Here is a 23,495-nt window from a genome sequence, read left to right on the forward strand (position 1 = left end):
GGCTTCCTCCCCTTTGTCGCCCACCTCAAATCTGGCCGTCCTCATTTTGTACTGATATACAAAAGTACCGGACCTGGCTAACTGGCCGGAACCGGCTGAAGTTATAAAAAAATCTTAGATACTTATGGTAATAACCTAGTTTTTGGTAAACCATCCTCCGGCAACCATCATAATATAAATTAGACATTTTTAGGGGGGAGGCCCATTATGACTGCCGACCAGCAGGGCAACCGGGGAATCACCGTGCGGCCAAAGGATGATAAGGTGGAAAAACAAGCCTTTGCCTATCAGCTGGCCCGGGCCTATGTGCCCTGGCAGCGTTTTACCAACCGCTGGGAGCCGATGGAAGGCCTGACCCGGGGGACAATTTTCCCCGAACTCTACCAGCCCTACCAGCCCCGGCGGACACCTTAAAACAACCAGGCGGAGGGAAAACCATGGATCCTAAGCGCTTAAATCTACTTAAGAAGGTTATGGCCCTGGAGTTTACCTGCGTCGATTTTAACCTGTACCTGGATACCCATCCCGAGGATTACCGGGCCCTAGCTGAATATAACGCTGCCAGCGAGGCGCTGGCAGCAGCTAAAAAAGAATATGAAGCCCTCTATGGCCCCCTGACCAATTACGGCCATTCGCCCAGTCCCCAGGCCTGGCGCTGGATCGAAGAACCCTGGCCCTGGGAAACAACCTTTTAGGCGGAGGGATTATAGATGTGGATTTATGAAAAGAAGCTGGAATACCCTGTACGCGTCGGCGGCCCCAACCCCCGCCTAGCTAAGGAAATAATCACCCAGTACGGCGGGCCGGATGGGGAATTGGCCGCTTCCCTGCGCTACCTCACCCAGCGCTACACCATGCCCATCCCTCAAGCCAAAGGAGTACTCACGGACATCGGCACGGAAGAGCTGGCCCACATGGAGATTGTCGCCACCCTGGTCTATAACCTGATTAAGGACGCTTCTATCGAGGAAATAAAAAGAGCTGGCCTGGACGACTACTATGCCGACCACGACCGCGCCCTCTACTTCGTCAACGCCGCCGGCGCCCCCTGGACGGCCACCTACATCCAGTCTAAGGGCGACCCTGTCACCGACCTGCATGAAGATATGGCCGCCGAACAAAAGGCCCGCTCCACCTATGAATACCTGATCCAGCTCTCCGATGACCCCGATGTCAGCGATACCTTAAAATTCTTACGCGAAAGGGAAGTCGTCCATTTCCAGCGCTTCGGCGAGACGTTAAACCTTGTATACGATTACCTGGAGCGTAAAAAGTATTATTAAGCGGGGCACCTCGTTTATCCTGTCTTCAGGAAGGAGCGCGCCGGCATAGGCCGTAGCGTGGCGCTCCTACTGTCCAGTTTGCCTGGTCCCTGGAATCAGGAAGACCTGCGCTGGCAGACCTTCCTTTGTAATCCTTGTCCCGTATATATGGCCGCCAGGTCCTGGCCGGAGCCAGAGCCCTGTGGCGAAAAAAATGCCCGGCAGGGTTCCCTGCCGGGTGCTTTGCTGCAATTCATTTACTTTCTCCAGCTCGATAGATCAACCAGGACTGCGAATCTCTTTAACCACAAGAGTTTCAATCTGATGGACAAGAGATTTTACTTCATCAAACCAGGGAGCAACAATATCGGCTTCAAATTTAACCAGGTCGGCATAATCAGCTTTCTGGCGGGCATCAAACAGCCTGTTATATAATGTTCCGGCCGAAGGGTTAACCAAACCAGCTTTAACGATCTTCTGGTGGAAAAGTGAACGGATACCTGAATGTTTGGCTGACGAGTAACCCTTGGCAAGGAGAATGGCAGAAACGGCGTAGAAACAGGCATAATATAACCGGTTAACGGAAGTACGTATATGGCCTTCCGAAAAAAGCAATTCCGCCTCGGCTATAGCTTCTTTAGCGCGTTCCATCCTGTATAGGATTAACTGTTTAATTTCTTCTTTCACAGAACTATCCCCTCACGTTTTACGTTCTGGGTGAAAGGCATGGCCTGGTATAGAGGGGAATTCCACTCCTGTTCGCTAAAAACCGCTATAGATAAAGCTACTCCTGTCTCTAACTCCAGCGGATAAAGTTTCTCGCGGATCGCATCTTCCAGGTGCCAATTAGCAAGTCCTTTCGTAAGGATTAATACGTCATAGTCTGAATCGGGTTCAGCATCCCCACGAGCCCTGGAGCCATATAGTATTACTGTGGCCCCGGGAACAACTTCGCGAATAAGATCACGGCAGCGTTCTAATAAGCGTTGTTCCTCATCGCCTGGGTTGTGGCGAATGACTCGGTAGCTTGTCGGGTTGCTCTTGTCCTCAACGGCCACGTTAGTAATCACCCCTGCCACTATTATACACTATGACTACAACTGCATACTAGTATTTTCAAACTTAAGATAGTGTCAGATAGTGTCAAGCCATTGTAGGATTTTTTTCGAAATAAAGCTGCATGTATTAAGGCTCGCAGTGCCCTGGTCAGTGGACTTTGTGGCCCGTTTAATATGGGCATATTATGGAGCCTTGAGGATAAGCTGTTCGGTAGTACGCATCCGTTTAGCAGCCTTCACAATATGGCTTTCCGTACCACCGCTGATCCTTGTTGCCTCCCCTTCGATGGGATTGGTGCCATCCTGGGTTGGCATCAGCAACCAGCAGTAGGCCTCTTTCACCCTCAGGTCGACAGTTTCGTCGCTTCGTTTTAAACTCTCGCTGGCCTGGCGGCGCTGGTAGGCATCCAGGTTCAGAGCTTCAGTGTCATCAACCACAGACTTCCAGGCCAGATACCGGCGCGTTTCCTGTTCCAGGCTTTGTAGATAATCCCTGTAAGGAGCAACAAAGGCCAGCATATTACGATAAATACGCGGGGAGCTGCCACGGTTGTTCAAAATCTCTTCAGCGGCTGCTATAGCTTTGCTGTCCATTTGCCCTGCTTTATGACTATAAGCTGGCCCCAGCACCACCAGGCGGGCACCCTGATCGTCGGGTACATCTAGAGACGAACTGACGCAGCTATGTACTCCCTGAAAATCAGCTCGTTCTTTAAATCCCTTTAAACGGCGCTCAATTTCCAGTTCCAGTTCATCGTGTGATATTTGCTAGGCACGATCCTCTACAGTTCGCCTTAAGTTTGGCGGTAAATCATACCAGTAACGCTGATTGCTGGTGTATAAATGGGTAAGTTTGTCTTCCATCCGGCCCAGGGCGTCATTAAAGACATCGGTTCGCCGTTGGCCTCCAGCACTTTTTCATAGCGGGAGAAGATGGCCATGCCCGGGCCAATGGCGGTAATCAAAACCGCCACCGGGTTGAGATCGCTGGCCTGGGCTTCCAAGCCCAGGCGCTGGGCTTCCAGGGGAATAGACCCACCGCCGCAAAAGGGGTCCAACACCGGCGGCGGATTACCCCCGGTAGACTTTAAAATCTCTTGCCGCGCCGTATCAAGCACTTTTTCGTTGTTGGAGTTCTCCCATTTCACCAGGTCTTCGATAATGCGAAACAAGCGCCGGCGCTCTTTAGCTTGATCTTCCTCAGTAGGAAACTCCTCCGGACGGCTCGAGGGCTCGTCCACCAGGGAAGCAAAAAGTACCGCCCGGCAGGTGGCTAAGGGTTTCCGCGACCACCATAAATGTAACGTTGAGGGATGGCCGTGACGGATAGACTTTTCCCGGGCGGACTCTTTATTAATGGCCTCCAGGGGCAGGGCCACTTCGATCAGCTTTCTTTTAATGTGATAGTGGCGCCCCTTTTAAGCAACTCCTCTTCCTGCAGGCGTTTCTCTAAACGTTCACGCCTCCGCTTTAATGACTGATAGATCGCCTCCGGTGACGAGGCCAGGCGCCGCTGCAGAATGGTCAGGGCAAAGCCGACGGTACCCTTGCGTCCCTCATTCTCCAGGGCATCGGAGCGGTTAAATTCTTCCCGGACGTAATCGGTAACTTCTTTATAGAGATAAGCCTCCATATCAGAAAGGGTATAATTTACTGTATAAGCTATCCGTTCCGGGAACAGGGGCCTGCCGTCAAACTTAAGTAACTCTTCTTTAACCATACGACGCATAAGGTCGGATGTGTCCACCGCATGGACCCCATCCCGGAACCTGCCTTCAAACCGGTCCCCATCAAGGAGAGCCATAAATAGCTGGAAATCCTCTTCTTTACCATTATGGGGCGTAGCCGTAAGCAGGAGGAAGTGGCGTGTAATCCGCGATAATAACTGCCCTAACCGGTATCGTTTGGTATATTTAACTTCACCACCAAAAAAGCTGGCGGACATCTTATGGGCTTCATCAACAACTATCAGGTCCCAGTCGCTTTGCTGGAGTTTAAACTGCAGGTCTTCATCACGGGCCAGCTTATCCAGGCGAGCGATGCAGAGGGGTAATTCCTTGAAAACATTCCCTGTCCGGGCAGCCTCAATCCGGTCGTTGGTCAGGATCTCAAAGGGCAAAGAGAACTTGCGCTCAAGCTCGTCCTGCCACTGTTCTACCAGGTTGCCAGGGCAGACGATCAGACAGCGGCATAAGTCGCCGCGGATGAGAAGTTCCTTTATAAATAAGCCGGTCATAATGCGGGGTAAGACCTAATTTAACCGATCAATTTAGACAAAAAAGACAGGGTATAAAAAGTAGGATTGGCCTTTCTTACAGAATGTGGTATCATATGGGTGAGGTGTTGTGGGTGTCGCCAGAAGTCAAGGAGGTTAATTTAGTAGAAGAACACCTTGAATTTTTAGGAACGTTGGATGCCATAGGGTCGGGGGCCCGTTACCCTAAAGACCTTGCTGCCGCACGAAAAACTTATTCCCGTAACGTTGCTCAAGATTATCTTGTTAAAACAAAGGAGATACTGGAATGGATAAAGAAAGACCAGATATTCAAGCAATTATAGAGCAGTTTGCTGATGCCCTAAAAAATCAAGGTATCCAGATCGACAAGATCATTCTGTTTGGCTCCCAGGCCAGAGGCGATGCTAGAGAAGATAGCGACATAGATTTATTGGTAGTATCATCCGATTTTGCTCAAATGCCCCTGTATCGCCGCTATGAAGTGCTGGGCAAAGCCCTGGCCAGGGTAATGCAGCCCATTGAACCCCTAGCCTGCACTCCCGAAGAAGTGCAGGTGGAAAAACTGAGCAAGGCCAGCTTCCTTTACGACGTCCTGGCCCGGCAAAAAACCGTAGAATACCGACTTTAAACAAATGCGGCAGGCGCGCTTTGGCGTTCCTGCCGTCATCTTATTGGCCCTCGCATCCCGGCAGTCGACGATAGCCAGAGAAACGGAGACCAGGGGTAGCCACGTCCTCCGGCCTTCCCGGTCCTGGCTATAGAAGTTGATAATCATTGGCCTCCCCGCTACAGCTAGTATGCAGTTAAACCTGGCCCATAGCTGAACCGAACCGGTGGGTACACTGGAGTTCATGGATATCGGTCAAGATCCGGTTTAAACGCGTTTCTTCGTTATATTCCAGGATTAAGGCCGGCGGCGAGGGCAACAGGGCCAGGGCTTCCCGGATAAGCCGCCAATTAATGCTTCCCATCCCTATGGGCAAATGCTCGTCAGCGTGCCCCCGGTTATCATGGAGGTGCAAAGCCACCAGTTTTTCTCCTAGCTGCCAGATCACCCGGGGTATGTCCCAGCCGTTCAGGAAGGCATGGCCAATATCCAGGAGGGCAAAGATTCCGTCGATCTCCCGGAAAAGATTAACGTATTCCTCGGAATCGAATAGCTGGGTAGGGCCCAGGCCGATGTTTTCTACTGCCAGCCTTATCCCGGCCTGCCGGGCGCTTGCCGCCAGTAAAGGCAGGATGTTTTTTACCCGCTGGCGGGTCCCGGCCGGATCATAAAGGGGACAGGTATAGGCATGGGTATGGATGACAACATGTTCGCACTCCAGTTCGGCAGCTACTCCAAAGAATCTTTTATAGATATCCAGGGTCAAATCCCGGATGGGCGGGTATTTTTCCGAGGCCAGGTTAAGGTCGTAAAAGGGGGCGTGGAGACTCCGGGGATTATTATACCCCCGCAGGAGGGTCCTGGTGAGGTTGAGGCCGTTTTCCGGGTCTCGCCACTGGGGTCCTTCGGCAAAGATCTCCAGGCCGGCACCGGAGGCCAGTAAAGTTTTGATATCCAGCGGCCGCGTCAGGGGCAATGTACTTACAAAGACACGGCCATTCCAGGAAGTCATGGGTAGATCCTCCCCCCGGGTACAGGTTAACTCTTACCTTCGATTTTACTACCGGTTTATAAATATACTGCTAAGGGCCGGTTAATTTCCTGTTAAACCTGCCGGAATTATTTCTCTTCCATGGGATCAGGCAGGAATTTTTTCATAAACCGCGAAGAATCATCAAAAACCCCTTTATTTTAAAGGAGCAGCTTATGTTAAGAGGTAAATTAAAGCTGATAATTGTTTTCCTGTTGGCCTGCCTGGCGGCAGGCGGCGGGTTCCTTGCCGCCAGGCTGTTCTTTTTTCCTCCTGTATCTGGCCAGGAAACGGGGTCCACGGATACCGGCGGGAGTCAGCCAGGGACCCTTAATATTTTACTTTTAGGCACCGACGCCCGCCCCGGCGAAAAGGTGGGTAATACAGACACCATCATCCTGGCCCACTTTGACGGGGAGAGGCTGGCCCTGTTGTCCATTCCCCGCGACACCAGGGTAAATATCCCCGGCCACGGGGTGGACAAGATCAATGCCGCTTATAGTATAGGCGGTCCCGATTTAACAACCAGCATCGTAGCAGACCTAACCGGTGTGCCCATATCCAAGTACGTCTTACTTCGCTGGGACGGTTTCATTAAAATAATCGATCTCCTGGGGGGGGTGACGGTGAATATCCCCAGGGATATGTACTACTATGACCCGGTTGACGGGCCCCAGTATAAAATCAACTTGAAGAAGGGTCTCCAGCACCTGGATGGCCACCAGGCCCTGGCCTTTGTCCGCTTCCGGAAGGAAGCCCTGGGTGACATTGACCGTACCGGCCAGCAGCAGGAGCTCATCAAAGCCCTGCTGGAAAAGGTCCGGCAGCCGGGTACGTTATTAAAAATGCCCCGGCTGCTGCCTGAGATCTATAAGAACGTCGAAACTAATATGGGCCTGGACGAAATGCTAACCATGGCCAGGGCAGGCTTGCACCTGAAAAATATGACTGTTGTTAGCCAGACCCTACCAGGGTATTTTCAAACTATAAATGGCATTAGCTACTGGGGAGTGGATCCTGCTCAGGCCCGGCAGGTAGCCCAGGCCCTGTTTGAATACGGGCAAACAACCAAGCAGGTTGTCCTGGACGCCCCGGCTTCCCAGACATCCAGCAACAGTAAGGGGACAACGTCTACCTTTAAGGCCGATACCAGGGGAACCTCTACCAGCAACCGTGTATCATCCCCACGCCCACCCGCTGTAAAGGATATCATCATAACAACCCCTACTCATGATAAAGGTTCAAACCGTACGCTGTCGTCTAATAACCCGCCCTCCCAAAAAGCAGGTACAGGTATAACTACCAACAATGGCAAGGAACCGCCTGCCAGTGGAACAAAAAACAGTAATACTGCGAACCCTGGTAGTACTTCCGGTTCAACGCCAGGCAATGGGCCGGGTAGTACAGATAAATCGGGTTAACGGAAAATAACTCCTGGCAAGTAAAAGGCCTGCCTCTAGCTAAAAGGCAGGCCTTTGGGCTCTTATTCCAGGTTCAATCTATCCCCAGGACCCGCCGGGCTTCGGCCAGGAGAGCCGGAAGGTCAGGCAGGGGACGGGGTTTCCCACGCCCTGCCGCCAGGGCGATCCGGTTGAGGGCCCGCCAGCGTTGCTGCATGCGGGCATGCAGGGAGGCAACATAATTCTCCAGGTCGTTATCTATCCAGTCCCGGAGGTAACTACTGGCGTACTCGCCGGAAGCGGCATCCTGAAGTTTGTAATAGGCGGCGTTGGTGCCCCGGGCACGGCCGCTGGTGGTATAGGGCAACCACCAGGGCCGGTAGGGTTCATCGCTGTTGTCGCTCTGGAGGAAACGAATCTGCCGGTTATCGCTGAGTACAGCCAGGGCCGGTTTTAACCAGAAGCGGGCACCGGCACTGACGTACAGGGAGCGACATTCTCCCAGGAGAAGCAATTGCCACTGGGTAGACCTGGCTTGCCTCAGAAAGGCCTGGCCCTTTGGCGAAGGCAGGCCCTCGAGCTGGAGGATGGCTGCCTCGCCGGGGGTGAGTTCGCCTTCCAGGGCCCGCCGCGCCGAACTAAAATCCATAGGTTCTACCAGATCCATAGTTGCCCCTTCCGGGGTTATCCCCTCGGGGGTTGCCCCACCGTCAGTCCTGACGACCGGAGAAGTCCTGGCAGCCCGTAGGCCCAGGGCAGGCAAGGCAGGTGCGGCTTCGAGGAGGGCTTCTTCCATAGGGTTTCCGGCCTCCGGCCCCTGCAAGACCAGGACAGCCTGGTGGACTTCCGGTTCCAGTTCCGGTCAGAGGACATCCTTCCGTTCCTTCCAGGTTGGGCCAAGCTTGGCGGTCACCCTTTCCAGCTGTGATTTAACAGTACCCTGCTGGATGCCGAGGACGGTAGCGATCTCCCAGCGTTTCAGACCGGCCCGGGCCAGGAGGGCTATCTGCAGTTCCAGGCGTGAGAGCGTCAGGCGAGCATCGATTCTTTCTTTGACCACTTTGCCCACTCCTCCGGAAAGGTTGGCTGGCGGCGTCTGATAGTACAGCGACGTCGTTGTATGCATTCGCTGCCGATCCTGGAAGATCCTTGTCAAAAATTTGCTGCAAATAACGGTCGAAGAAAAAAACCATCTACCCGGCAGGAAACATACTGGTAAAAGGAGAATAGTTATTTATAAAAACCCAATAGTTACCCCGGGGGTGCCCTTAGGGGCTGAGAAGTGCCGCAGCACTAACCCTTGGAACCTGATCTGGGTCATACCAGCGTAGGGAAGTGGGGACCGAAGTTGCCGGAGATCACCTGCTTGCCGCAGGTGATTTTTTATACCAGGATTTAAGGAGGATGAGGTCAATGACGCAACTGGAAGCAGCCCAGGTGGGCCAGGTGACGCGGGCGATGGAACAGGTGGCGGCCCGGGAGAAGGTGCGTGTAGAGGACCTAATGGCAGAGGTAGCCGCCGGCCGGGTGGTGATACCGGTCAATAAGAATCACCATAAACTCCAGCCATGCGGTATTGGCAGGGGGTTAAGGACCAAGGTTAACGCCAACCTGGGTACCTCCACGGACTACCCGGATATCGCCGCCGAGTTGGAGAAGCTCCAGGTGGCCCTGGACGCCGGGGCTGATGCCGTCATGGATCTAAGCACCGGCGGTGACATTAACGAATGCCGGCGCCAGGTCATTGCCCGCTCGCCGGCGACCGTCGGGACTGTGCCCATTTACCAGGCTACGGTGGAGGCCCAGGAGAAATACGGCGCTCTGGTAAAAATGACCGTTGACGACCTCTTCCGGGTTATCGAAATGCAGGCTGAAGACGGTGTTGATTTTATTACCGTTCACTGCGGTGTCACCATGGAGGTAGTTGAGCGCCTGCGCCGCGAGGGCCGCCTGGCGGATATCGTCAGTCGGGGCGGATCTTTCCTGACAGGCTGGATGCTCCATAATGAACAGGAGAATCCCCTCTACGCCCATTACGACCGCCTGCTGGAGATCGCCCGGCGCTATGATGTCACCTTAAGCCTGGGCGACGGCCTGCGGCCGGGTTGCCTGGCTGACGCCACCGACCGGGCCCAGATCCAGGAGTTGATTATCCTGGGAGAGCTGGTGGATCGCGCCCGGGAAGCCGGTGTCCAGGCCATGGTGGAAGGACCCGGACACGTACCCTTAAACCAGATCCAGGCTAATATCCTCCTGGAGAAACGCCTTTGCCACGAAGCGCCCTTCTACGTCCTGGGACCCCTGGTCACTGACGTCGCGCCGGGATACGATCACCTTACTGCCGCCATCGGCGGCGCCCTGGCGGCTGCTGCCGGGGCCGATTTTATCTGCTACGTTACCCCGGCCGAACATCTGGGCCTGCCCACCCTGGCCGATGTGCGGGAAGGAGTGATCGCCGCCCGCATTGCCGGCCATGCCGCCGACCTGGCCAAAGGCCTTCCCGGGGCCTGGGAATGGGACCGGGAGATGGCCCGCGCCCGCAAGGCCCTGGACTGGCAGCGCCAAATAGAGCTGGCCCTGGACCCGGAAAAGGCCAGGCAGTACCGCCGGGCCCGCAACGACGAGGGGGCCGTTGCCTGCTCTATGTGCGGTGACTTCTGCGCCATGCGCCTCGTCGGAGAGTACCTGGGGAAACCGTCAGAAACGTGTTAAGGACGTTCATATCCCTTGGGATAATTCAGGGCGCTCGCCTGTATTACAGGTGGGCGCCTTTTCTTTAAAGTATATCGCTAATGTTCTTCAGGCAGGGCCCTTCCTTTACCGCCCGCACCTTCCTTTCCGGCACAATGCCGGTTGCCTGGAGCAGGTAGAGGGCCCGGCCGGCTTCAGCGGGGTCCAGTTCCAGGGCCAGGCCACAGAGGGAACTCAGCTCCCGGGGCACGGGGATCAGCCGGCCCCTGAGGCCGGCCCCCTGGACAACCTTTTCCGCCCTGAGGGCGTAGAAGGTGGAAGGAAAGGTCAAAAGAACCAGTTCATTCACCCTGCATGACCTCCATCAGTTCTTTGATTGCTGCCAGGGCGGCATCGATTTCGGCAGCGGTATTAAAAAAGCCAGGGCTCAGGCGCAGGGTGCCCGTCTTAAGGGTGCCGATGGTTTGGTGGGCCAGGGGGGCGCAATGGAGCCCCGGGCGGCTGACAATATCATAGTGGTCCGCCAGCCAGGCGCTGGCCTCCCCGGGAGAGAGGCCGCGGATATTTAATGAAACCACCGGTACCCGCTCCCCCGAATCCGTGGGGCCATAAAGGGTTACCCCCGGCAGGCGGCGCAACCCCTCCAGGAGCCGGGCTGTCAATTCCCTGGTATGGCGGCGGATATTGTCCAAGCCCGTCTCCCGGATAAACCTTACCCCCGCCCCCAGGGCGGCTATGGCCGGGGCATTGACGGTGCCGCTCTCATACTTATCAGGCAGCACCTCTGGCTGGGTGAGGAGTTCGGACCTGCTGCCTGTCCCGCCATAAATCAGGGGCCGGACGGTATCGGGGTAACGGATATAAAGCCCGCCGGTCCCAGGTGGGCCCAGCAGGCCCTTGTGGCCGGTGAAGGCCAGCAGGGTAATCCCGGCCGCCTCCACATCCACGGGGATTTCCCCCGCCGTCTGGGCCGTATCCACCAGGTACTGGAGATGATGCCGCCGGGCGATCTCCCCCACTTCGTTGACAGGTAGGATGGTGCCGGTTACGTTGGAAGCGTGGGTCAGGCAAATCAACCTGGTCCGGGGGCCGATGGCCCTTTCCACATCTAAAGGATTGAGGCGGCCCCGGGCGTCGCAGTTGACGATGGTATATTCGACCCCCTTATCCTGCAGGGTATGCAGGGGCCGCGCCACGGCATTATGCTCCAGGCTGCTGATAACCACGTGGTCTCCCGGCTCCAGCAACCCCTGAAGGGCCAGGTTGAGGGCTTCGGTGGCGTTGGCTGTGAAGATGACCTGCTCCGGTTCGCGGATGTTAAAGAAATCCGCCAGGAGTTCCCTGGTCTCCAGGACCGCCCGGCCGGCGTCCAGGGAGGCCCCGCCGGCGCCGCGGTTGACGCTGCCGCTGAGATGGCGCAAATAAGCGTCGTGGGCCTGGTAAACAGTCTCCGGCTTGGGCCAGGAGGTGGCGGCATTATTGAGATAAATCATCAATTATTCCTCTGCTTTCTCCTTCCACAGCCCGGGCTGGGCCGGGGTTGTTATCCTTTTATATTATTCTATGTTGTTCCTGCTTGCCCTGTATCCATAGTATGCCTTTTTGTTATAGTTTTGCCGGTTAAGAGTAGCTTTTTTAACCCCGGTCTAAAAACTGTGCCCGCCGGCATAAAGTTTAGAGACAGAGAAACACTTGCCGGAGGGAGGATCATGTTAACTGAAAGCATGGAGGACTACCTGGAAATGATCTATCGGATAATCCAGGAGAAAGGGTATGTGCGGGCCGTCGACCTGGCCGGAGCCCTGAATATCCAGCCCTCGTCTGTCACCCGGATGATCCAGAAGCTTCACGAAGGCGGCTTTGTCATTTATGAAAAATACCGGCATATCGCCCTGACCGATAAGGGAAGGCGTACGGGTTATTTCCTCGTTTGGCGCGACGAGATGTTAAAAGACTTCCTCACCCTCTTCAACGCCCGGGTAGGGGTTGAGGAACAGGTTGAAGGCATCGAGCACTATATTACCCCGCCAACCATGTGCCTTTTCCGCAATCTGGTCCAGTATTTCCGTGCCCATCCTGAATACCTGGATGAACTCCTGGCCATGAACCGCCTCAACAAGTATCCTGAAGGGGAAAGGCTGGAGGACCTGAGGGCCTGGTTATTCCGCCACAGCAGCGACTAACGCCGGCCCCGGGGCGGGCTGCAGCCACGTCTTCTTTAGAAAAGGCCAGCCAGGTTTGCCAGCGTCTTTACCAGGAAGCAGGCTAAAAGTCCCATGGCGGTAGGGATTAACGCCGCCAGGAGGGGCCATTTAAGGCCCTTAGTTTCCTTATATATAGTCAGCAGGGTGGTAGTGCAGGGCCAGTGCAGGAGGGAAAAGAGCATCATATTCAGGGCGGTGACGGTGGTCCAGCCGTGGCTGGTGAGCACGCTGCCCAGGGCCGCCAGGCTATCCAGGTCGGTGAGCATGCCCGTCGCCAGGTAACCCATCAGTAAAATGGGAATGACGATCTCGTTGGCCGGCAGGCCCAGGATGAAGGCCAGGAGGATATAGCCGTCCAGGCCTACGACCCGCCCCAGGGGCTGCAACCACCCCGCCAGGTGGGCGATAATACTGACTCCCCCCACGTGGATGTTGGCCAGGGCCCAGGTGAGGGCCCCGGCTGGGGCGGCAACGACGACGGCCCGGGCCAGGACGAAGAGGGTGCGGTCAAAGACGGAACGGACAATGACCCGCAGGACCTGGGGCGGCCGGTAGGGGGGCAGTTCCAGGGTAAAGGCAGAGGGAACTCCCTTTAGGATCGTCCGGGAGAGGAGCCAGGAAGTGAGAAACATGAGGAGGATACCCAGTAAAACAATCCCGGCGACACTGAGGGCGGCCACGGCTGCCCTGCCGGACGGAGCGACAAGGCCGCCTAGAAAAATGGTGGCCAGGGCTATCAGGGTCGGAAAGCGGCCGTTACAGGGAGCGAAGTTATTGGTCAGGATGGCGATTAAACGCTCCCGGGGCGATTCGATAATACGACAGCCGACAACGCCGGCGGCGTTGCAGCCGAAGCCCATGCACATGGTCAGGGCCTGTTTCCCGTGGGCGCCGGCCCTGTGAAAGAGGTGATCCAGATTAAAAGCCACCCGGGGCAGGTACCCCAGGTCTTCCAGCAGGGTAAACAGGGGGAAGAAAATGGCCATGGGAGGCAGCATCACAGAAACCACCCAGGCCAGGGTACGGTACATCCCCAGGACGAGGATGCCGTGCAACCAGTCCGGTGCCCCCAGTCGGCCAAATAAGCCCGACAGGATATCCTGGAAACCGAAGAGGAGTCGGCCCAGGAGCGCTGAGGGGTAGTTGGCACCGCTAACAGTAAGCCAGAAAACGGCAGCCAGCAGGATCAGCATTAAGGGATAACCCCACAGCCGGGAAGTCAAAACGGTATCCAACCGCCGGTCCCAGTCACGGCGCGGGGAAGGGTTCTTTTTAATGACCCGGGCAGCGATGCCCTCCGCCCGGGCATAAAGGGCAGTAACAATCCTGTCCCGCAGGTTTTCCTCCAGCCCCTCCGTCAAGCTCCTGGCCTGGCTTAAGAGCCGCCGGGTTTCCATATTAGCCATCAGGCCGGCACCCCTTTAAGCTGCAGCTTAACTTCTAGTTGGGAGACAGGGATTCCCAGGTGTTGCTTGAGCGCCATCAAGATCCCCTCATCGCCCTCCAGCAGGCGCAGGGCTACCCAGCGGGCATTAACCCGCCCCTTAAGCAGCGGCCGCAACTCCCTTGCCAGCCGGACGGCAGCCCTTTCGATGTCTTCATCGTAAACGACCGGGCGGGGATCAGTAGGGATGGTCCCGGCGGCCACCCCGGAAATCGCTTCCTTCAATTCTAAGAGGCCTTCACCGCTGCGGGCCGCCGCCGGCACCACCGGCACCCCAAGTTCCCGGGCGAGGGCCGGGACGTCGATCTCTATATTTTTGCGCCGCGCTTCGTCCATGAGGTTCAGGCAAACTACCACCCTGGTTGTAACTTCCATCACCTGGAGGACCAGGTTGAGGTTTCGTTCCAGGCAGGTGGCGTCGACGACCACGGTGGTGACGCTGGGGTTACCGAAGCAGATAAAATCCCGGGCCACCTGTTCCTCGAGGGAAGTAGCCAGTAAAGAATAGGTCCCCGGGAGGTCCACCAGGGTAAAGGTCTCTTCCCGGTGACTGTAAGTGCCCCGGGCTAGGAGAACTGTTTTTCCGGGCCAGTTGCCGGTATGCTGTCTTAAACCTGTAAGGGCGTTAAAAACCGTACTCTTGCCGGCATTGGGGTTACCAGCCAGGGCGATGAGATAACCGGTCACCCCTGGCGGGAAGAAATCTTCCCGCAGGTCATTGTCATTGCGGCCCGCGGCCCGCTTTGTCAGTCCCACTCTGACCACCCCTATCTTAAACCGGCTTTACCAGGACCTGGCGCCCCTCTTCTCGGCGTAAAGCGATGGTCGTCCCCCGGACCCAGAAAGCCGTGGGATCGCCGCCGGGGCTGCGGCGCAGGACTTCCACCCTAGTCCCGGGTACCAGGCCCAGGTCAAGGAGGCGGCGCCGGGCAAGGCCCCTGGCCTGCAGCAATACGACCTCACCAAAAGCACCCGGTTCCAGGTTGCTGAGACTGGTAATTGACCTACCAGCCATGACCACACCCCCTGTTAACCTTTTACTTAAATGCCTGCTTAAAGTCGGGATTCTTGTTGCCGGCAACTTAGATCTTTGCCTTTTTCTTAAACCCTTGCCGGCAGGCAACTTTCTGGTATTAGGCTATGTCGGCCGGGGGCCGGGTGTTCCTGTCCTAAAAGAAAACCGCCCCTTAAGGGCGGTTATAATGGACCATGGCGATAGGACTCCGGGTTAAGATAGGGATTTTTAAAGCCTTTCCAGGTGTATCTGCAGGCTGTCCCACAGAGCCCTGACGGCTCTGGCCGCCGCACCCCTTGAACAGGCCGTCAGGGGCACTGCATTTACCAGGGCCCTGGCCACGTCTGCGTCAAAGGGGATTTTCCCGGCGATGGTGATGGCGGCATCGTGGCAGTAGGCCTCTATTTCCCTGGTCTTCTCCGGTGCCAGGTCGTATTTATTAATACAAACGGCTACCGGGACTTTAAAATGGCTGGCGAGACTTAATACCCGTTCCAGGTCGTGCCGGCCGGCGACCGTGGGCTCGGTTACTACCAGGGCCAGGGTCACTCCCGCCAGGGAGGAGATGACCGGGCAGCCAATGCCCGGCGGGCCGTCGGTAATAATCAGCGAGGCATTGTTTTCTTGCGCCAGGCGCCGGGCCTCCTGGCGCACTAACGTCACCAGTTTACCGGAATTATCTTCGGCTATACCCAACTGGGCATGGACCAGGGGGCCGTAAGGGGTATCGGAAATGTACCAATACCCCGCCAGGTTCGGTTCCATGGTAATGGCCCCGGATGGGCAGGCCAGTTTACAGGCACCGCAGCCTTCGCAAAAGACCGGGTTTACCCGTAACTCCTTAATGGCCTCATAGCGGCAAACCTCCAGGCATCGCCCGCACCCGGTGCAAATCCCGGCGTCAATTACGGCTTTATTTGAACCGTAAAACTCATTGACGCTTTCCACTTCCGGCCGCAGGAGCAGGTGCAGGTCGGCGGCGTCGACGTCGCAGTCGGCCAGGACTTTATCTGCGGCCAGGGCGGCTAGGGCGGCAACAATGGATGTTTTGCCCGTCCCGCCCTTGCCGCTAATTACCAGCAATTCCTGCATGTTGGGCCACCAACCTCTCTATTTCCCGCCAGAGGCCGGCAAAGGCCGGTGCCCACTCCGGGTATTCTTGTACCAGGCATTTGCCCTGGGCGTAGGTAGCGGCGTACCTCTTATTAAAGGGGATTTTCAGCAGCACCGGGATACCCTCATGGCGGCAGTAACGCTCCACCCGCAGGTCCCCCAGGGTGGACCGGTTGATAACCACGGCAAAGGGAATACCCAGTTCCCGGACCATGCCGACGGCGAGGCGGAGGTCGTTGAGACCGAAGGGGGTGGGCTCCGTCACCAGCAGGCAAAAGTTGCAATCCTTCACAGCGGCTACCACCGGGCAGGAAGTGCCCGGTGGCGCGTCCAGGAGGGTCAATCCTTCGCCGCGGGCCTGCTTTTTCACCGCCCTGATAACCGGCGGCGCCAGGGGCACACCTACATCAATCTTGCCCTGGACGAAATCAATCCGACCCGCCCGGCCCCTGGCTACCACTCCGATGCGGTGGGGCTTTTCCGCCAGGGCTCCCTGCGGGCAGGCGGAGATACAAGCGCCGCAGCCGTGGCACATCTCCGGAAAGGTGATTACCCGGCCCCCGGCAACGGCCAGGGCATGAAAGGCACAGGCCTCGCTGCACCTGCCACAGCCATCGCACCTGGCATTATCTACTTCCGGGACCGGCAGGGTCACAGGCTCTTCATCTTGAAAGACCGGCTGCAGGAAGAGATGGGCATTAGGCTCCTCGACATCGCAGTCCAGGACCTGGACTGGTATTTTCTCTGCCAGGGCCAGGGCCAGGTTGACGGCGATGGTGGTTTTACCGGTGCCTCCTTTACCACTGGCCACTGCTACAAGCATAAAGCTTCACCACACCTCAATCCAGGCTAATAGCTTCATTGGGGCATTCGTCGACGCAGGCACCGCACTCCAGGCACTCGTCGGGATCGACAATCGCCACCTCGTTCAGGGTAATGGCTTCTGCCGGACATACTTCCGCGCACCTGCCGCAGCCGGTGCATTTATCCTCGTCGACCCTGGCAGCCATATTATCTCTCCTCCTCGCTTTTTAATGTTCGCAGCCCTCATGCCCTTCGTGATCATGGCTGCAGGTACTACCTGTGCTTTTGAGGGTACCGCCCAAGTAGGCGCTGACAGCTTCCTCGACAGGCCCCCTCGCACCGGTTATCACTTCAATACCCCTCACGCCAAACAGTTCTACCGCCCTGGCGCCGATACCGCCGACAATCACGCAATTAACCCCCAGGTCGGCCAGAAAACCCGGCAGGAATCCCGGCTGGTGCCCGGGATTGGTAATAACCTCCCTGCCTATTACCTTTCCACCTTCAATGTCAAAAAGGGAGTATTGGGAGCAATGGCCAAAGTGCTCGGCTACCATTTGCCCCTCGGTTGCTACGGCGATTTTCACCATCTGTTACCTCCTCGACCCATACCGAAATGAGATCCCACTGTTGCCTGGGATAAAGGGGAAACGCCCCCGGCCTGCCACTGCTGCAACGCTGCCTGAACCGTAGGAGCTGCAGTAGAGTAAACCTTTATCCCGGCTTCTTGCAAGACCCGCAGGGCGTTGGGCCCGACATTGCCGGTAAGGACCACTTCTACGCCGGCGTTGACCAGTGCCTGGGCAGCAGCGACGCCCGCCCCGCCGCCGGCATTCTGGTTAGCGTTGGCTATGGCTTCAAAGGTACCCTTTTCTACATCGGCAATGACAAAATACTGGCAGCGCCCGAAACGGGGATCGGCCTCTGCCTTAGGGTCATTACCCCGGGCCGTAATAGCTACCTTCATCCTGACAACCTCCCTCCTCGCTTAATGGGCATCTGTTCAATTGCATTATAATAGCTATTATGGCCATATGTCAAGAAAACATTATAAGCCAGCTATTTTTAAAAAAGGGGCCAGGGCAATATTGGTCCCGGCCCTGGCTTTTAACCCGTTCTCTACAGATCTTCTTCCTGACCAGGTGCATCTTGATCACGGTTATCCTGCTGCCTGGCTTTCAGTTGTTCCTTAACGGCCTGTAACTGGCTTTCCAGCATGGCGGCCTGCTGCTTCAAGAATTCCACATCAGGCGCCGTGCCTTGCGGAGGAACCGCACCGGGAAAGGGTGCACCCCACCAGCCTGCCGGCAACCAGCCATAAGCTGGCGGGAAAAGGCCCCAGGCCAATCTACGACCCAAACCCGGCCCGCGGCCGCGACCTAGACCCACTCCCCGTCCAAAGCCGGGGGCTGGATTCATAAAGCCCGGTACAGGGAAACCGTTACAATACCCGGCACCGCGACCGGTCCGGGGTCCCAGTCCCCAGGGACCCGTCCTGTCACCACGTGGCATCTTCCTTGCCCTCCTTTCGGTCTTATGTTCATTATTAGTATATGACTATTTTGGTCATAAGTCAATAATAAATGCAAAAAAATATGCTAAGGAACAGCCCTTACCGGCAAATTAGTTGGTTGACAGAAGATAATCGACCTTGCCCAAGTAGTAATCTATTTCGCCCAGCCCTCCCTGGTACACCTTTCTAACCAGCTCCATGGTATCCTCCAACTTTTTGCCCACAATACCCGTACCGGCCTCCAGGTTTATCCCCTGACATGCCATGTAGCCTGCCCGGACTGCTTCAACGGCTGCAGTGCTTATTTTTAAAGCACAGCTTTCCTTGGCTCCGTCGCATATAACGCAGCAAAGATTACCCAATACGATTTGCATAGCGTTAATGATTTGCTGGCAGCTACCTTCCAAAAGCCAGCAAATGGCTGCCGCCACACCGGCACCCCCGGTCACTGCCCCGCATAATGGTGATAGCTTCCCGGTATAGGCCTTCAGATACATGTTGGTAAAGTGAGCTATTGCCAGGGCCCGGGTCACACTCTCCGGACCGGCTCGCAATTCCTGGCCTGCTAATAGCAACGATACTGCTGCCAAGATACCCTGGTTCCCACTGCCGGCGCAGGTCAAGACGGGGTATGTAGCTCCCGCCATCCGCTCTGCCACCGCGATACCTGTGAGGTTACGGATAAGTACTTCTAAACTTTCCCCTCCACTTTCTGTTCGCCTGAAAAACGAAGCCATGGCGGAAAGGGGATTCCTACCGCCTTGATGGATTTCCCGGGCAAAGGTTAGAATATCTTCAGCCCCTTGGTATAAAAAATATAGCTCCTCCGGTGATAGGGATAAAACTTGTTTTAGCAGGGACTGGTAGTCCTGCGCCAACAACGCTTCCAGTTTTAAATTTAAATTCTCTCCTGCGCCTCCTGCCATCCTCCCATCCAACCATAAGGCCGAGAAGTTTTTATGGCTGCCGTTTAACTCGACTATGGCCTCATGCTGGTTGGACCGGGCCACAGCCCGGGCATATAAACCCTCCTTGGCGGCAACAACCCCGACCTTGACAACTCCCTCCCGGACCAATATCTTTGCCTGTTCCACCTGCACGGGAGTTAAAGCGGCCAGCAGGCGCTGGCCTGCCTCTACCGGCGCCAGCAATCCCATGGCCGCCGCCATTGCCAGGCCCTTCTCTCCGGTTCCCGGCAAACCAACCCGGCGAGCATTCTTCCAAACCGCCGAACTCACGGAAATGTCCACCAGCCGCGGTAAAGTACCCAGCATATCCCTGGTTTTAGCAGCGGCCAGGGCCACCATTACCGGTTCCGTACACCCGATTGCTACATCGGCTTCTTGATGTAATAAATTTATCAAAGTTTGCTGATCAAGCAAGTTCATTCACTCCCTGTAACGCGACCCGAACTCCCGCCTCTCCCGACTGCATTCCGAAAAACACCTCGCATCGTAGTTAAACTAATTTCCCTGCCGGGCCGCCAAAATTATGAGTATTAAAAAACTCGCATCAATTTAGCAGGTCATTACACCTGTACTAAATTTTCGGGGTTAATTATTCACCTCCACTAACTATAGTATAAAGCCATAAAGAGCATACGTCAATATTTTCGAAACCAAAAAACAGTGCTAATTTCGCGGTAATAAAAATAGCCCCGGAGAGTTTCTCCGGGGTCACGGGGGCTTTCTACCGCCAAAGAGGTATTTTAAAGGATTGAATCCAGGGAGGCGGCTAATCTATTCACGACAGGCGGGACAATAGCCAAAGAAGATTATTGAAGCACTGATAACCTCAAAACCGGCCTTTTCTATCTCCCTTTCCGCCAGGGGTTCCTGTCTCCTGCGAAATTCGTAGGTACGACCGCACTTGAGACAGATAAAATGATTATGGGGGGTTTGGTTCATCTCATAACGGGCCGTCCCGTTCAGGGTCGGGGCCTTTACAATAATACCCATCTGGACAAAGAGATCGAGGGAGCGATAGACAGTAGCCATCCCTACCGTCGGGCAATACCGCCGGGCTACATGATAAATAGATTCGGCCGTAGGGTGTTCCCGGGATAATTCCAGAAAGGCCTTAAGCACCGCCTGGCGCTGGGGGGTTAAACGCCGCTCGCTCTTTTTAAACTTTTCCGGATCCAGGGCTACCCCGGCGACCATTTTGCTGCCCTCCCGCCTGCATTTTTGCCTGGTAGTTACGGATTGCATCATGGAGGGCGCTGGCGCCCAGGTTGGAGCAGTGCAGTTTAACTTCCGGCAAACCGCCGATGGCTGCCGCTACATCAGCGTCGGTAATGCGCAAGCCCTCCTCTAAAGTTTTTCCGCGGGCCATCTCCGTAAGGATGCTGCTGGTGGCTATGGCTGCCGGGCAACCATGCACCTGAAACTTAACATCGACCAGGCGGTTATCCCGGACCTTGATATAGATGCACAGGTAATCGCCACACCCGGGATCGCCTATAGCACCTATGCCATCGGCATCTTCTATACGCCCCACATTACGTGGATTAAGAAAATGATCTATAACGAGGTCGCCATACATTGACTTTTACCCCCAGGAAGATGGTTTAGGATTACTAAATCTATTGCCATTATAGACCTGTTTTGGCCATACGTCAATAACAACATGGACTTAATTCTTCGCGTTGACTTGACCTATGGCAATAATGCCAGTCGACCCGCAGAAATCTAAAGGGGCGGGTAATCCCGCCCCTTCCAATGGCCATTTCACTGACCCCTAATTATGCGCGACCGCTCCGCCGTTCCCTTCCCAGGCGATAATGGCAGCTCCCAGGGCGCCGGTAATCTGGGGTTCTGCCGGCACCATCACCTCTACTCCCAGTTCGGCCGCCAGGGCGCGGCGCAGGCCCTCGTTCTTCGCCCCGCCGCCAGTAAAAACCACCGTAGCCGGAGCAGTGTTTTTCAGCATGCTTTTTACCCGGCGGGCCACGGCCCGGTGCAGGCCGGCGACAATCTCTTCCCTGGCCACCCCGCCGGCCAGAAGGCTAATGACCTCGGATTCGGCAAAGACGGTGCACATGCTGCTGATGTTGACCGGGTTAACATTCTCCGGCAAACTCCCCAGTTCGTCCACATCCATTCCCATGGCCGTGGCCATTACTTCCAGAAAGCGCCCGGTACCGGCGGCGCACTTGTCATTCATCACGAAATCAACTACTTTGCCTTGCTCATTGACCGTTATCACTTTGGTGTCCTGGCCGCCGATATCGATAATGGTCCCTGCCTTGCCGGTCAGGTAATTAATACCCCGCGCCTGGCAGGTAATCTCAGTTACAGCCTGGTCGATAAAGTTTAGGGCCACTCGCCCGTAGCCGGTGCCGACGATATTGGCCACCTCCCGGCGGCTTAAGCCCGCCTTATCCAGGATCTCGGCCAGGACTTCTGCGCCGGCCTCCCTGGGGCTCCAGCCGGTGGGCTGGATGGCATACACCTTTATCCGTCCGTCGAAAAGAACCGCTTTCGCCGAAGTAGAACCGACATCAATGCCAACTACTAACAATACCCTGCACCCCGTTCAACCATCCTATACCTTTGTTCCCGGCGTTATCCTTCACGCCGGCGATAGCCCGGCAGCGCCGCCAGGGCGTTGTCGCGGCTAGGAAGCGATCATTTCCAGGAAGGCCTCGATCCGCGTCTTGAGCTGGGCTACGTCTTCCTCGCTGTAGTCACTTTCCAGGCGCAGCACCGGCACCCCTGCCTCCTGGAGGGCCCTTTCCACCAGCCTGCCCTCGACGCCAAAGGGCTGGCAGAACTGGAGGGAGAAATAGATCACCCCATCGGCTCTGGCATCCCTTACCAGGCGCAGGATATCCTCCACCCGTTCCTTGTTGGGTGTAAAGCAGGCGCAGTTAATGGCCGTCAGCCGCCGGGCCAAATCTTTCACCTGCTCCTCTACCGTCCGGCCGTCTTCCGCCACCCGGCCGGCAAAATACCTGGTGCCGGTGCAGGTCTCCTCGCCGACGATTACCGCCCCGCTTGTCTCTACCAGGTGGTGTAATTTCCAGTAAGGCAGGGCCATGGGCGTCCCGGTAACCAGGATGCGCGGTGCCCCTTTCCTGGCGACGCCTTCGCCCCTGGCAATGCGATCCTCCAGCTCGTCGCAAAGGCTGTTTACCTGTGCCGTAAAGCGTTCCGGGTCATCAAAGAAAGCAAGCTGGGAGATGAGCAGGGCGTCCTTACCGCTGATGGGAACGGGGTCGGCCCAGCGGGCCCGGTAGAGGCGCGCCAGGGCGTCCCGGCGGGCGTTGGCCATTTTAATCCCCGATGCCAGCCGGTCCGCGGTGATTTCCCGGCCGGAGCGGTGCTCGATCTCTTCCTTGAGGCGGTGAATCTCCCCCTCCCAGAGGGTCAGATCGGCCGTTCCTTTTTTCTGGGGCAGCTCCATAACGTAAGTCGGCACGTATTCGTTGAGGATTTCCCAGGTCTTCTTCTTGCCGTCGCAAGTAGTCTCGCCGATGAGAAAGTCGACGGCCTGGAAATAGGGGCAGATGCGATCCAGTTTAAAGCCCATAGCCGATTTAATCAGCGGGCACAGGTTGCGGGGCAGTACCTGCTCGCCGGTGGGAACGGTAAACTGGGCCCCGCCGCATAGGCCGATGCTGATGCCGTCCACGGCGAAAATAAGTTCTTCCGGGGCAAAGACGCAGAAGGTGCCGGCAACCATCCTTCCGGCCTTTTTCCCCGCCAAGATTTCCTGGATCCGGCCGCCGTGGGCCTCGGCCAGGGCATTGTCGAAATAAGCCATCCCAGCCGGCCGGTTTTCCTGCCGCAAGAAAACTTCACCAAAGGCCACCGGCAGGGTCCCCAGAAAAACGTCGTGTTTCTCCAGGTCCATATTAAGCTCGCGCCACATTTCCCGGTAAGTGTCGCTCAAGGGGATCAACTCCTTTAAATGTTTTTGATGCACTGCAGCTTATTTCCTCTCTAACTTCTCTAACTGAATAATAATTAACAGTCGTTAGGGTAACCCCCCACGTAAACCACACAAAAGCAATTCGCGACGCGCCAAAAATACCCTTTATTTTTTATATTCCTTTTTGTAATGTTATGCGGTTTGCGGTACCCAAAAAGTAGGTTTGCAAAAAAGAGCCAGAAC

General features: G+C 56.1%; 30 protein-coding genes, 2 pseudogenes and 1 riboswitch. Of the genes and pseudogenes, 8 read left to right on the top strand and 24 right to left on the bottom strand.

Annotation, left to right across the window (positions count from 1 at the left end):
- Positions 1-207 precede the first annotated feature (207 nt).
- The 3 genes from MOTHE_RS06675 to MOTHE_RS06685 are packed head-to-tail and all read left to right on the top strand — an operon-like array spanning position 208 to position 1,283.
- Positions 208-414 (top strand): spore coat associated protein CotJA, encoded by a 207-nt coding sequence (locus tag MOTHE_RS06675; RefSeq protein ID WP_036372577.1) that lies wholly within the window; start codon positions 208-210, stop codon positions 412-414.
- 23 nt (positions 415-437) lie between these two features.
- Positions 438-695, top strand: a complete 258-nt coding sequence (locus MOTHE_RS06680) for a spore coat protein CotJB (RefSeq protein ID WP_011392904.1) — start codon at positions 438-440, stop codon at positions 693-695.
- Between the two features lie 15 nt (positions 696-710).
- On the top strand, positions 711-1,283 hold the full coding sequence (locus MOTHE_RS06685; RefSeq protein WP_011392905.1) for a manganese catalase family protein: 573 nt from the start codon (positions 711-713) through the stop codon (positions 1,281-1,283).
- Positions 1,284-1,541: 258 nt separating this feature from the next.
- Here the strand turns inward: MOTHE_RS06685 and MOTHE_RS06690 are convergent, their stop codons facing one another.
- From MOTHE_RS06690 to MOTHE_RS06710, 5 genes and pseudogenes are all read right to left on the bottom strand, one after another.
- A complete protein-coding gene (locus MOTHE_RS06690; protein WP_011392906.1) occupies positions 1,542-1,949 on the bottom strand; it encodes a HEPN domain-containing protein in 408 nt (135 codons plus the stop codon).
- Entirely contained in the window at positions 1,946-2,320 is a 375-nt protein-coding gene (locus tag MOTHE_RS06695) for a nucleotidyltransferase domain-containing protein (protein WP_053094830.1), read from the bottom strand. Before MOTHE_RS06695 ends, MOTHE_RS06690 begins: the two co-directional genes overlap by 4 nt.
- A 183-nt stretch (positions 2,321-2,503) precedes the next feature.
- Positions 2,504-2,914 carry a hypothetical protein gene (locus MOTHE_RS06700; protein WP_053094831.1) on the bottom strand — a complete coding sequence of 137 codons (411 nt, stop codon included), beginning with the start codon at positions 2,912-2,914 and terminating at the stop codon, positions 2,504-2,506.
- Positions 2,915-3,279: 365 nt separating this feature from the next.
- A pseudogene (locus MOTHE_RS06705) lies at positions 3,280-3,720 on the bottom strand (DUF1156 domain-containing protein); the annotation flags it as partial.
- Positions 3,714-4,559 (bottom strand): annotated as a pseudogene (locus MOTHE_RS06710) (DEAD/DEAH box helicase); the annotation flags it as partial. The pseudogenes MOTHE_RS06705 and MOTHE_RS06710, both read right to left, overlap by 7 nt.
- A gap of 80 nt (positions 4,560-4,639) precedes the next feature.
- Here MOTHE_RS06710 and MOTHE_RS13110 point away from each other — a divergent pair.
- Positions 4,640-4,879 (top strand): HEPN domain-containing protein, encoded by a 240-nt coding sequence (locus MOTHE_RS13110; RefSeq protein ID WP_158499103.1) that lies wholly within the window; start codon positions 4,640-4,642, stop codon positions 4,877-4,879.
- The gene (locus tag MOTHE_RS06715; protein WP_011392910.1) at positions 4,843-5,184 is read left to right on the top strand and encodes a nucleotidyltransferase domain-containing protein; all 342 of its coding nucleotides are present in this window, start codon (positions 4,843-4,845) and stop codon (positions 5,182-5,184) included. The genes MOTHE_RS13110 and MOTHE_RS06715 overlap by 37 nt, the downstream gene beginning before the upstream one ends.
- 175 nt (positions 5,185-5,359) lie before the next feature.
- Here the strand turns inward: MOTHE_RS06715 and MOTHE_RS06720 are convergent, their stop codons facing one another.
- Positions 5,360-6,175 carry a sugar phosphate isomerase/epimerase family protein gene (locus MOTHE_RS06720; RefSeq protein ID WP_011392911.1) on the bottom strand — a complete coding sequence of 272 codons (816 nt, stop codon included), beginning with the start codon at positions 6,173-6,175 and terminating at the stop codon, positions 5,360-5,362.
- A gap of 194 nt (positions 6,176-6,369) precedes the next feature.
- On the opposite strand from MOTHE_RS06720, the gene MOTHE_RS06725 reads away from it, so the two are divergent.
- The gene (locus MOTHE_RS06725; RefSeq protein WP_011392912.1) at positions 6,370-7,614 is read left to right on the top strand and encodes an LCP family protein; all 1,245 of its coding nucleotides are present in this window, start codon (positions 6,370-6,372) and stop codon (positions 7,612-7,614) included.
- 73 nt (positions 7,615-7,687) lie between these two features.
- Here MOTHE_RS06725 and MOTHE_RS13460 read toward each other — a convergent pair whose 3' ends face one another.
- Both MOTHE_RS13460 and MOTHE_RS13465 read right to left on the bottom strand, forming a co-directional pair.
- Positions 7,688-8,389: a hypothetical protein gene (locus MOTHE_RS13460; protein WP_053094832.1), complete on the bottom strand. Its 702-nt coding sequence runs from the start codon at positions 8,387-8,389 to the stop codon at positions 7,688-7,690.
- Between the two features lie 66 nt (positions 8,390-8,455).
- The gene (locus MOTHE_RS13465) at positions 8,456-8,749 is read right to left on the bottom strand and encodes a LuxR C-terminal-related transcriptional regulator (RefSeq protein ID WP_162490056.1); all 294 of its coding nucleotides are present in this window, start codon (positions 8,747-8,749) and stop codon (positions 8,456-8,458) included.
- A gap of 92 nt (positions 8,750-8,841) precedes the next feature.
- Positions 8,842-8,944: riboswitch (TPP riboswitch) on the top strand.
- A 62-nt stretch (positions 8,945-9,006) separates the two neighbouring features.
- On the opposite strand from MOTHE_RS13465, the gene thiC reads away from it, so the two are divergent.
- Entirely contained in the window at positions 9,007-10,305 is a 1,299-nt protein-coding gene (thiC, locus tag MOTHE_RS06740; RefSeq protein ID WP_011392914.1) for a phosphomethylpyrimidine synthase ThiC, read from the top strand.
- A 64-nt stretch (positions 10,306-10,369) separates the two neighbouring features.
- On the opposite strand, the gene MOTHE_RS06745 is transcribed toward thiC, so the two are convergent.
- Together MOTHE_RS06745 and MOTHE_RS06750 are read right to left on the bottom strand one after the other, a co-directional pair.
- The gene (locus tag MOTHE_RS06745) at positions 10,370-10,633 is read right to left on the bottom strand and encodes a putative Se/S carrier protein (protein WP_011392915.1); all 264 of its coding nucleotides are present in this window, start codon (positions 10,631-10,633) and stop codon (positions 10,370-10,372) included.
- A complete protein-coding gene (locus tag MOTHE_RS06750) occupies positions 10,626-11,777 on the bottom strand; it encodes an aminotransferase class V-fold PLP-dependent enzyme (RefSeq protein ID WP_011392916.1) in 1,152 nt (383 codons plus the stop codon). Before MOTHE_RS06750 ends, MOTHE_RS06745 begins: the two co-directional genes overlap by 8 nt.
- 216 nt (positions 11,778-11,993) lie before the next feature.
- Here MOTHE_RS06750 and mntR point away from each other — a divergent pair, with 216 nt between their 5' ends.
- The gene (gene mntR, locus MOTHE_RS06755; RefSeq protein ID WP_011392917.1) at positions 11,994-12,467 is read left to right on the top strand and encodes a transcriptional regulator MntR; all 474 of its coding nucleotides are present in this window, start codon (positions 11,994-11,996) and stop codon (positions 12,465-12,467) included.
- A 35-nt stretch (positions 12,468-12,502) separates the two neighbouring features.
- Here the strand turns inward: mntR and MOTHE_RS06760 are convergent, their stop codons facing one another.
- The 14 genes from MOTHE_RS06760 to MOTHE_RS06830 all read right to left on the bottom strand — a co-directional run bounded on the left by MOTHE_RS06760 (position 12,503) and on the right by MOTHE_RS06830 (position 23,273).
- A complete protein-coding gene (locus MOTHE_RS06760; protein ID WP_011392918.1) occupies positions 12,503-13,894 on the bottom strand; it encodes a nucleoside recognition domain-containing protein in 1,392 nt (463 codons plus the stop codon).
- On the bottom strand, positions 13,894-14,688 hold the full coding sequence (locus MOTHE_RS06765) for a FeoB small GTPase domain-containing protein (RefSeq protein ID WP_011392919.1): 795 nt from the start codon (positions 14,686-14,688) through the stop codon (positions 13,894-13,896). Before MOTHE_RS06765 ends, MOTHE_RS06760 begins: the two co-directional genes overlap by 1 nt.
- A 16-nt stretch (positions 14,689-14,704) precedes the next feature.
- Positions 14,705-14,947, bottom strand: coding sequence for a FeoA family protein (locus MOTHE_RS06770; protein WP_053094834.1), 243 nt, complete (start codon positions 14,945-14,947; stop codon positions 14,705-14,707).
- A gap of 228 nt (positions 14,948-15,175) precedes the next feature.
- The gene (locus MOTHE_RS06780; protein ID WP_011392921.1) at positions 15,176-16,039 is read right to left on the bottom strand and encodes an ATP-binding protein; all 864 of its coding nucleotides are present in this window, start codon (positions 16,037-16,039) and stop codon (positions 15,176-15,178) included.
- On the bottom strand, positions 16,017-16,883 hold the full coding sequence (locus MOTHE_RS06785; protein WP_011392922.1) for an ATP-binding protein: 867 nt from the start codon (positions 16,881-16,883) through the stop codon (positions 16,017-16,019). The genes MOTHE_RS06780 and MOTHE_RS06785 overlap by 23 nt, the downstream gene beginning before the upstream one ends.
- A 16-nt stretch (positions 16,884-16,899) precedes the next feature.
- Complete coding sequence (locus MOTHE_RS06790; RefSeq protein WP_011392923.1) at positions 16,900-17,070, bottom strand: 4Fe-4S binding protein; 171 nt, start codon at positions 17,068-17,070, stop codon at positions 16,900-16,902.
- A 21-nt stretch (positions 17,071-17,091) separates the two neighbouring features.
- On the bottom strand, positions 17,092-17,454 hold the full coding sequence (locus tag MOTHE_RS06795) for a NifB/NifX family molybdenum-iron cluster-binding protein (RefSeq protein WP_011392924.1): 363 nt from the start codon (positions 17,452-17,454) through the stop codon (positions 17,092-17,094).
- Positions 17,448-17,831, bottom strand: a complete 384-nt coding sequence (locus MOTHE_RS06800; protein ID WP_011392925.1) for a NifB/NifX family molybdenum-iron cluster-binding protein — start codon at positions 17,829-17,831, stop codon at positions 17,448-17,450. The genes MOTHE_RS06795 and MOTHE_RS06800 overlap by 7 nt, the downstream gene beginning before the upstream one ends.
- Before the next feature lie 152 nt (positions 17,832-17,983).
- Positions 17,984-18,376: a DUF5320 domain-containing protein gene (locus MOTHE_RS06805; RefSeq protein WP_011392926.1), complete on the bottom strand. Its 393-nt coding sequence runs from the start codon at positions 18,374-18,376 to the stop codon at positions 17,984-17,986.
- A gap of 111 nt (positions 18,377-18,487) precedes the next feature.
- On the bottom strand, positions 18,488-19,759 hold the full coding sequence (locus MOTHE_RS06810) for an L-cysteine desulfidase family protein (protein WP_053094836.1): 1,272 nt from the start codon (positions 19,757-19,759) through the stop codon (positions 18,488-18,490).
- A 357-nt stretch (positions 19,760-20,116) separates the two neighbouring features.
- Positions 20,117-20,539, bottom strand: coding sequence for a Fur family transcriptional regulator (locus MOTHE_RS06815; RefSeq protein WP_011392928.1), 423 nt, complete (start codon positions 20,537-20,539; stop codon positions 20,117-20,119).
- A complete protein-coding gene (locus MOTHE_RS06820) occupies positions 20,502-20,921 on the bottom strand; it encodes an iron-sulfur cluster assembly scaffold protein (protein ID WP_011392929.1) in 420 nt (139 codons plus the stop codon). Before MOTHE_RS06820 ends, MOTHE_RS06815 begins: the two co-directional genes overlap by 38 nt.
- A 195-nt stretch (positions 20,922-21,116) precedes the next feature.
- Positions 21,117-21,899: an acyl-CoA dehydratase activase gene (locus MOTHE_RS06825; protein ID WP_011392930.1), complete on the bottom strand. Its 783-nt coding sequence runs from the start codon at positions 21,897-21,899 to the stop codon at positions 21,117-21,119.
- Positions 21,900-21,995: 96 nt separating this feature from the next.
- Positions 21,996-23,273 (bottom strand): double-cubane-cluster-containing anaerobic reductase, encoded by a 1,278-nt coding sequence (locus MOTHE_RS06830; protein ID WP_235551353.1) that lies wholly within the window; start codon positions 23,271-23,273, stop codon positions 21,996-21,998.
- Between the last annotated feature and the right edge of the window lie 222 nt (positions 23,274-23,495).

Source organism: Moorella thermoacetica (assembly GCF_001267405.1).
Lineage (GTDB): Bacteria > Bacillota > DSM-521 > Neomoorellales > Neomoorellaceae > Neomoorella > Neomoorella thermoacetica.

Coding starts and splice junctions, on each gene's coding strand:
- MOTHE_RS06675 (WP_036372577.1), top strand. CDS start 208: ATGACTGCCGACCAGCAGGGCAACCGGGGAATCACCGTGCGGCCAAAG.
- MOTHE_RS06680 (WP_011392904.1), top strand. CDS start 438: ATGGATCCTAAGCGCTTAAATCTACTTAAGAAGGTTATGGCCCTGGAG.
- MOTHE_RS06685 (WP_011392905.1), top strand. CDS start 711: ATGTGGATTTATGAAAAGAAGCTGGAATACCCTGTACGCGTCGGCGGC.
- MOTHE_RS06700 (WP_053094831.1), bottom strand. CDS start 2,914: ATGGACAGCAAAGCTATAGCAGCCGCTGAAGAGATTTTGAACAACCGT.
- MOTHE_RS13110 (WP_158499103.1), top strand. CDS start 4,640: ATGTGGTATCATATGGGTGAGGTGTTGTGGGTGTCGCCAGAAGTCAAG.
- MOTHE_RS06715 (WP_011392910.1), top strand. CDS start 4,843: ATGGATAAAGAAAGACCAGATATTCAAGCAATTATAGAGCAGTTTGCT.
- MOTHE_RS06720 (WP_011392911.1), bottom strand. CDS start 6,175: ATGACTTCCTGGAATGGCCGTGTCTTTGTAAGTACATTGCCCCTGACG.
- MOTHE_RS06725 (WP_011392912.1), top strand. CDS start 6,370: ATGTTAAGAGGTAAATTAAAGCTGATAATTGTTTTCCTGTTGGCCTGC.
- MOTHE_RS13460 (WP_053094832.1), bottom strand. CDS start 8,389: ATGGAAGAAGCCCTCCTCGAAGCCGCACCTGCCTTGCCTGCCCTGGGC.
- thiC (WP_011392914.1), top strand. CDS start 9,007: ATGACGCAACTGGAAGCAGCCCAGGTGGGCCAGGTGACGCGGGCGATG.
- MOTHE_RS06750 (WP_011392916.1), bottom strand. CDS start 11,777: ATGATTTATCTCAATAATGCCGCCACCTCCTGGCCCAAGCCGGAGACT.
- mntR (WP_011392917.1), top strand. CDS start 11,994: ATGTTAACTGAAAGCATGGAGGACTACCTGGAAATGATCTATCGGATA.
- MOTHE_RS06760 (WP_011392918.1), bottom strand. CDS start 13,894: ATGGCTAATATGGAAACCCGGCGGCTCTTAAGCCAGGCCAGGAGCTTG.
- MOTHE_RS06770 (WP_053094834.1), bottom strand. CDS start 14,947: ATGGCTGGTAGGTCAATTACCAGTCTCAGCAACCTGGAACCGGGTGCT.
- MOTHE_RS06780 (WP_011392921.1), bottom strand. CDS start 16,039: ATGCAGGAATTGCTGGTAATTAGCGGCAAGGGCGGGACGGGCAAAACA.
- MOTHE_RS06785 (WP_011392922.1), bottom strand. CDS start 16,883: ATGCTTGTAGCAGTGGCCAGTGGTAAAGGAGGCACCGGTAAAACCACC.
- MOTHE_RS06790 (WP_011392923.1), bottom strand. CDS start 17,070: ATGGCTGCCAGGGTCGACGAGGATAAATGCACCGGCTGCGGCAGGTGC.
- MOTHE_RS06795 (WP_011392924.1), bottom strand. CDS start 17,454: ATGGTGAAAATCGCCGTAGCAACCGAGGGGCAAATGGTAGCCGAGCAC.
- MOTHE_RS06800 (WP_011392925.1), bottom strand. CDS start 17,831: ATGAAGGTAGCTATTACGGCCCGGGGTAATGACCCTAAGGCAGAGGCC.
- MOTHE_RS06805 (WP_011392926.1), bottom strand. CDS start 18,376: ATGCCACGTGGTGACAGGACGGGTCCCTGGGGACTGGGACCCCGGACC.
- MOTHE_RS06815 (WP_011392928.1), bottom strand. CDS start 20,539: ATGGTCGCCGGGGTAGCCCTGGATCCGGAAAAGTTTAAAAAGAGCGAG.
- MOTHE_RS06820 (WP_011392929.1), bottom strand. CDS start 20,921: ATGTATGGCGACCTCGTTATAGATCATTTTCTTAATCCACGTAATGTG.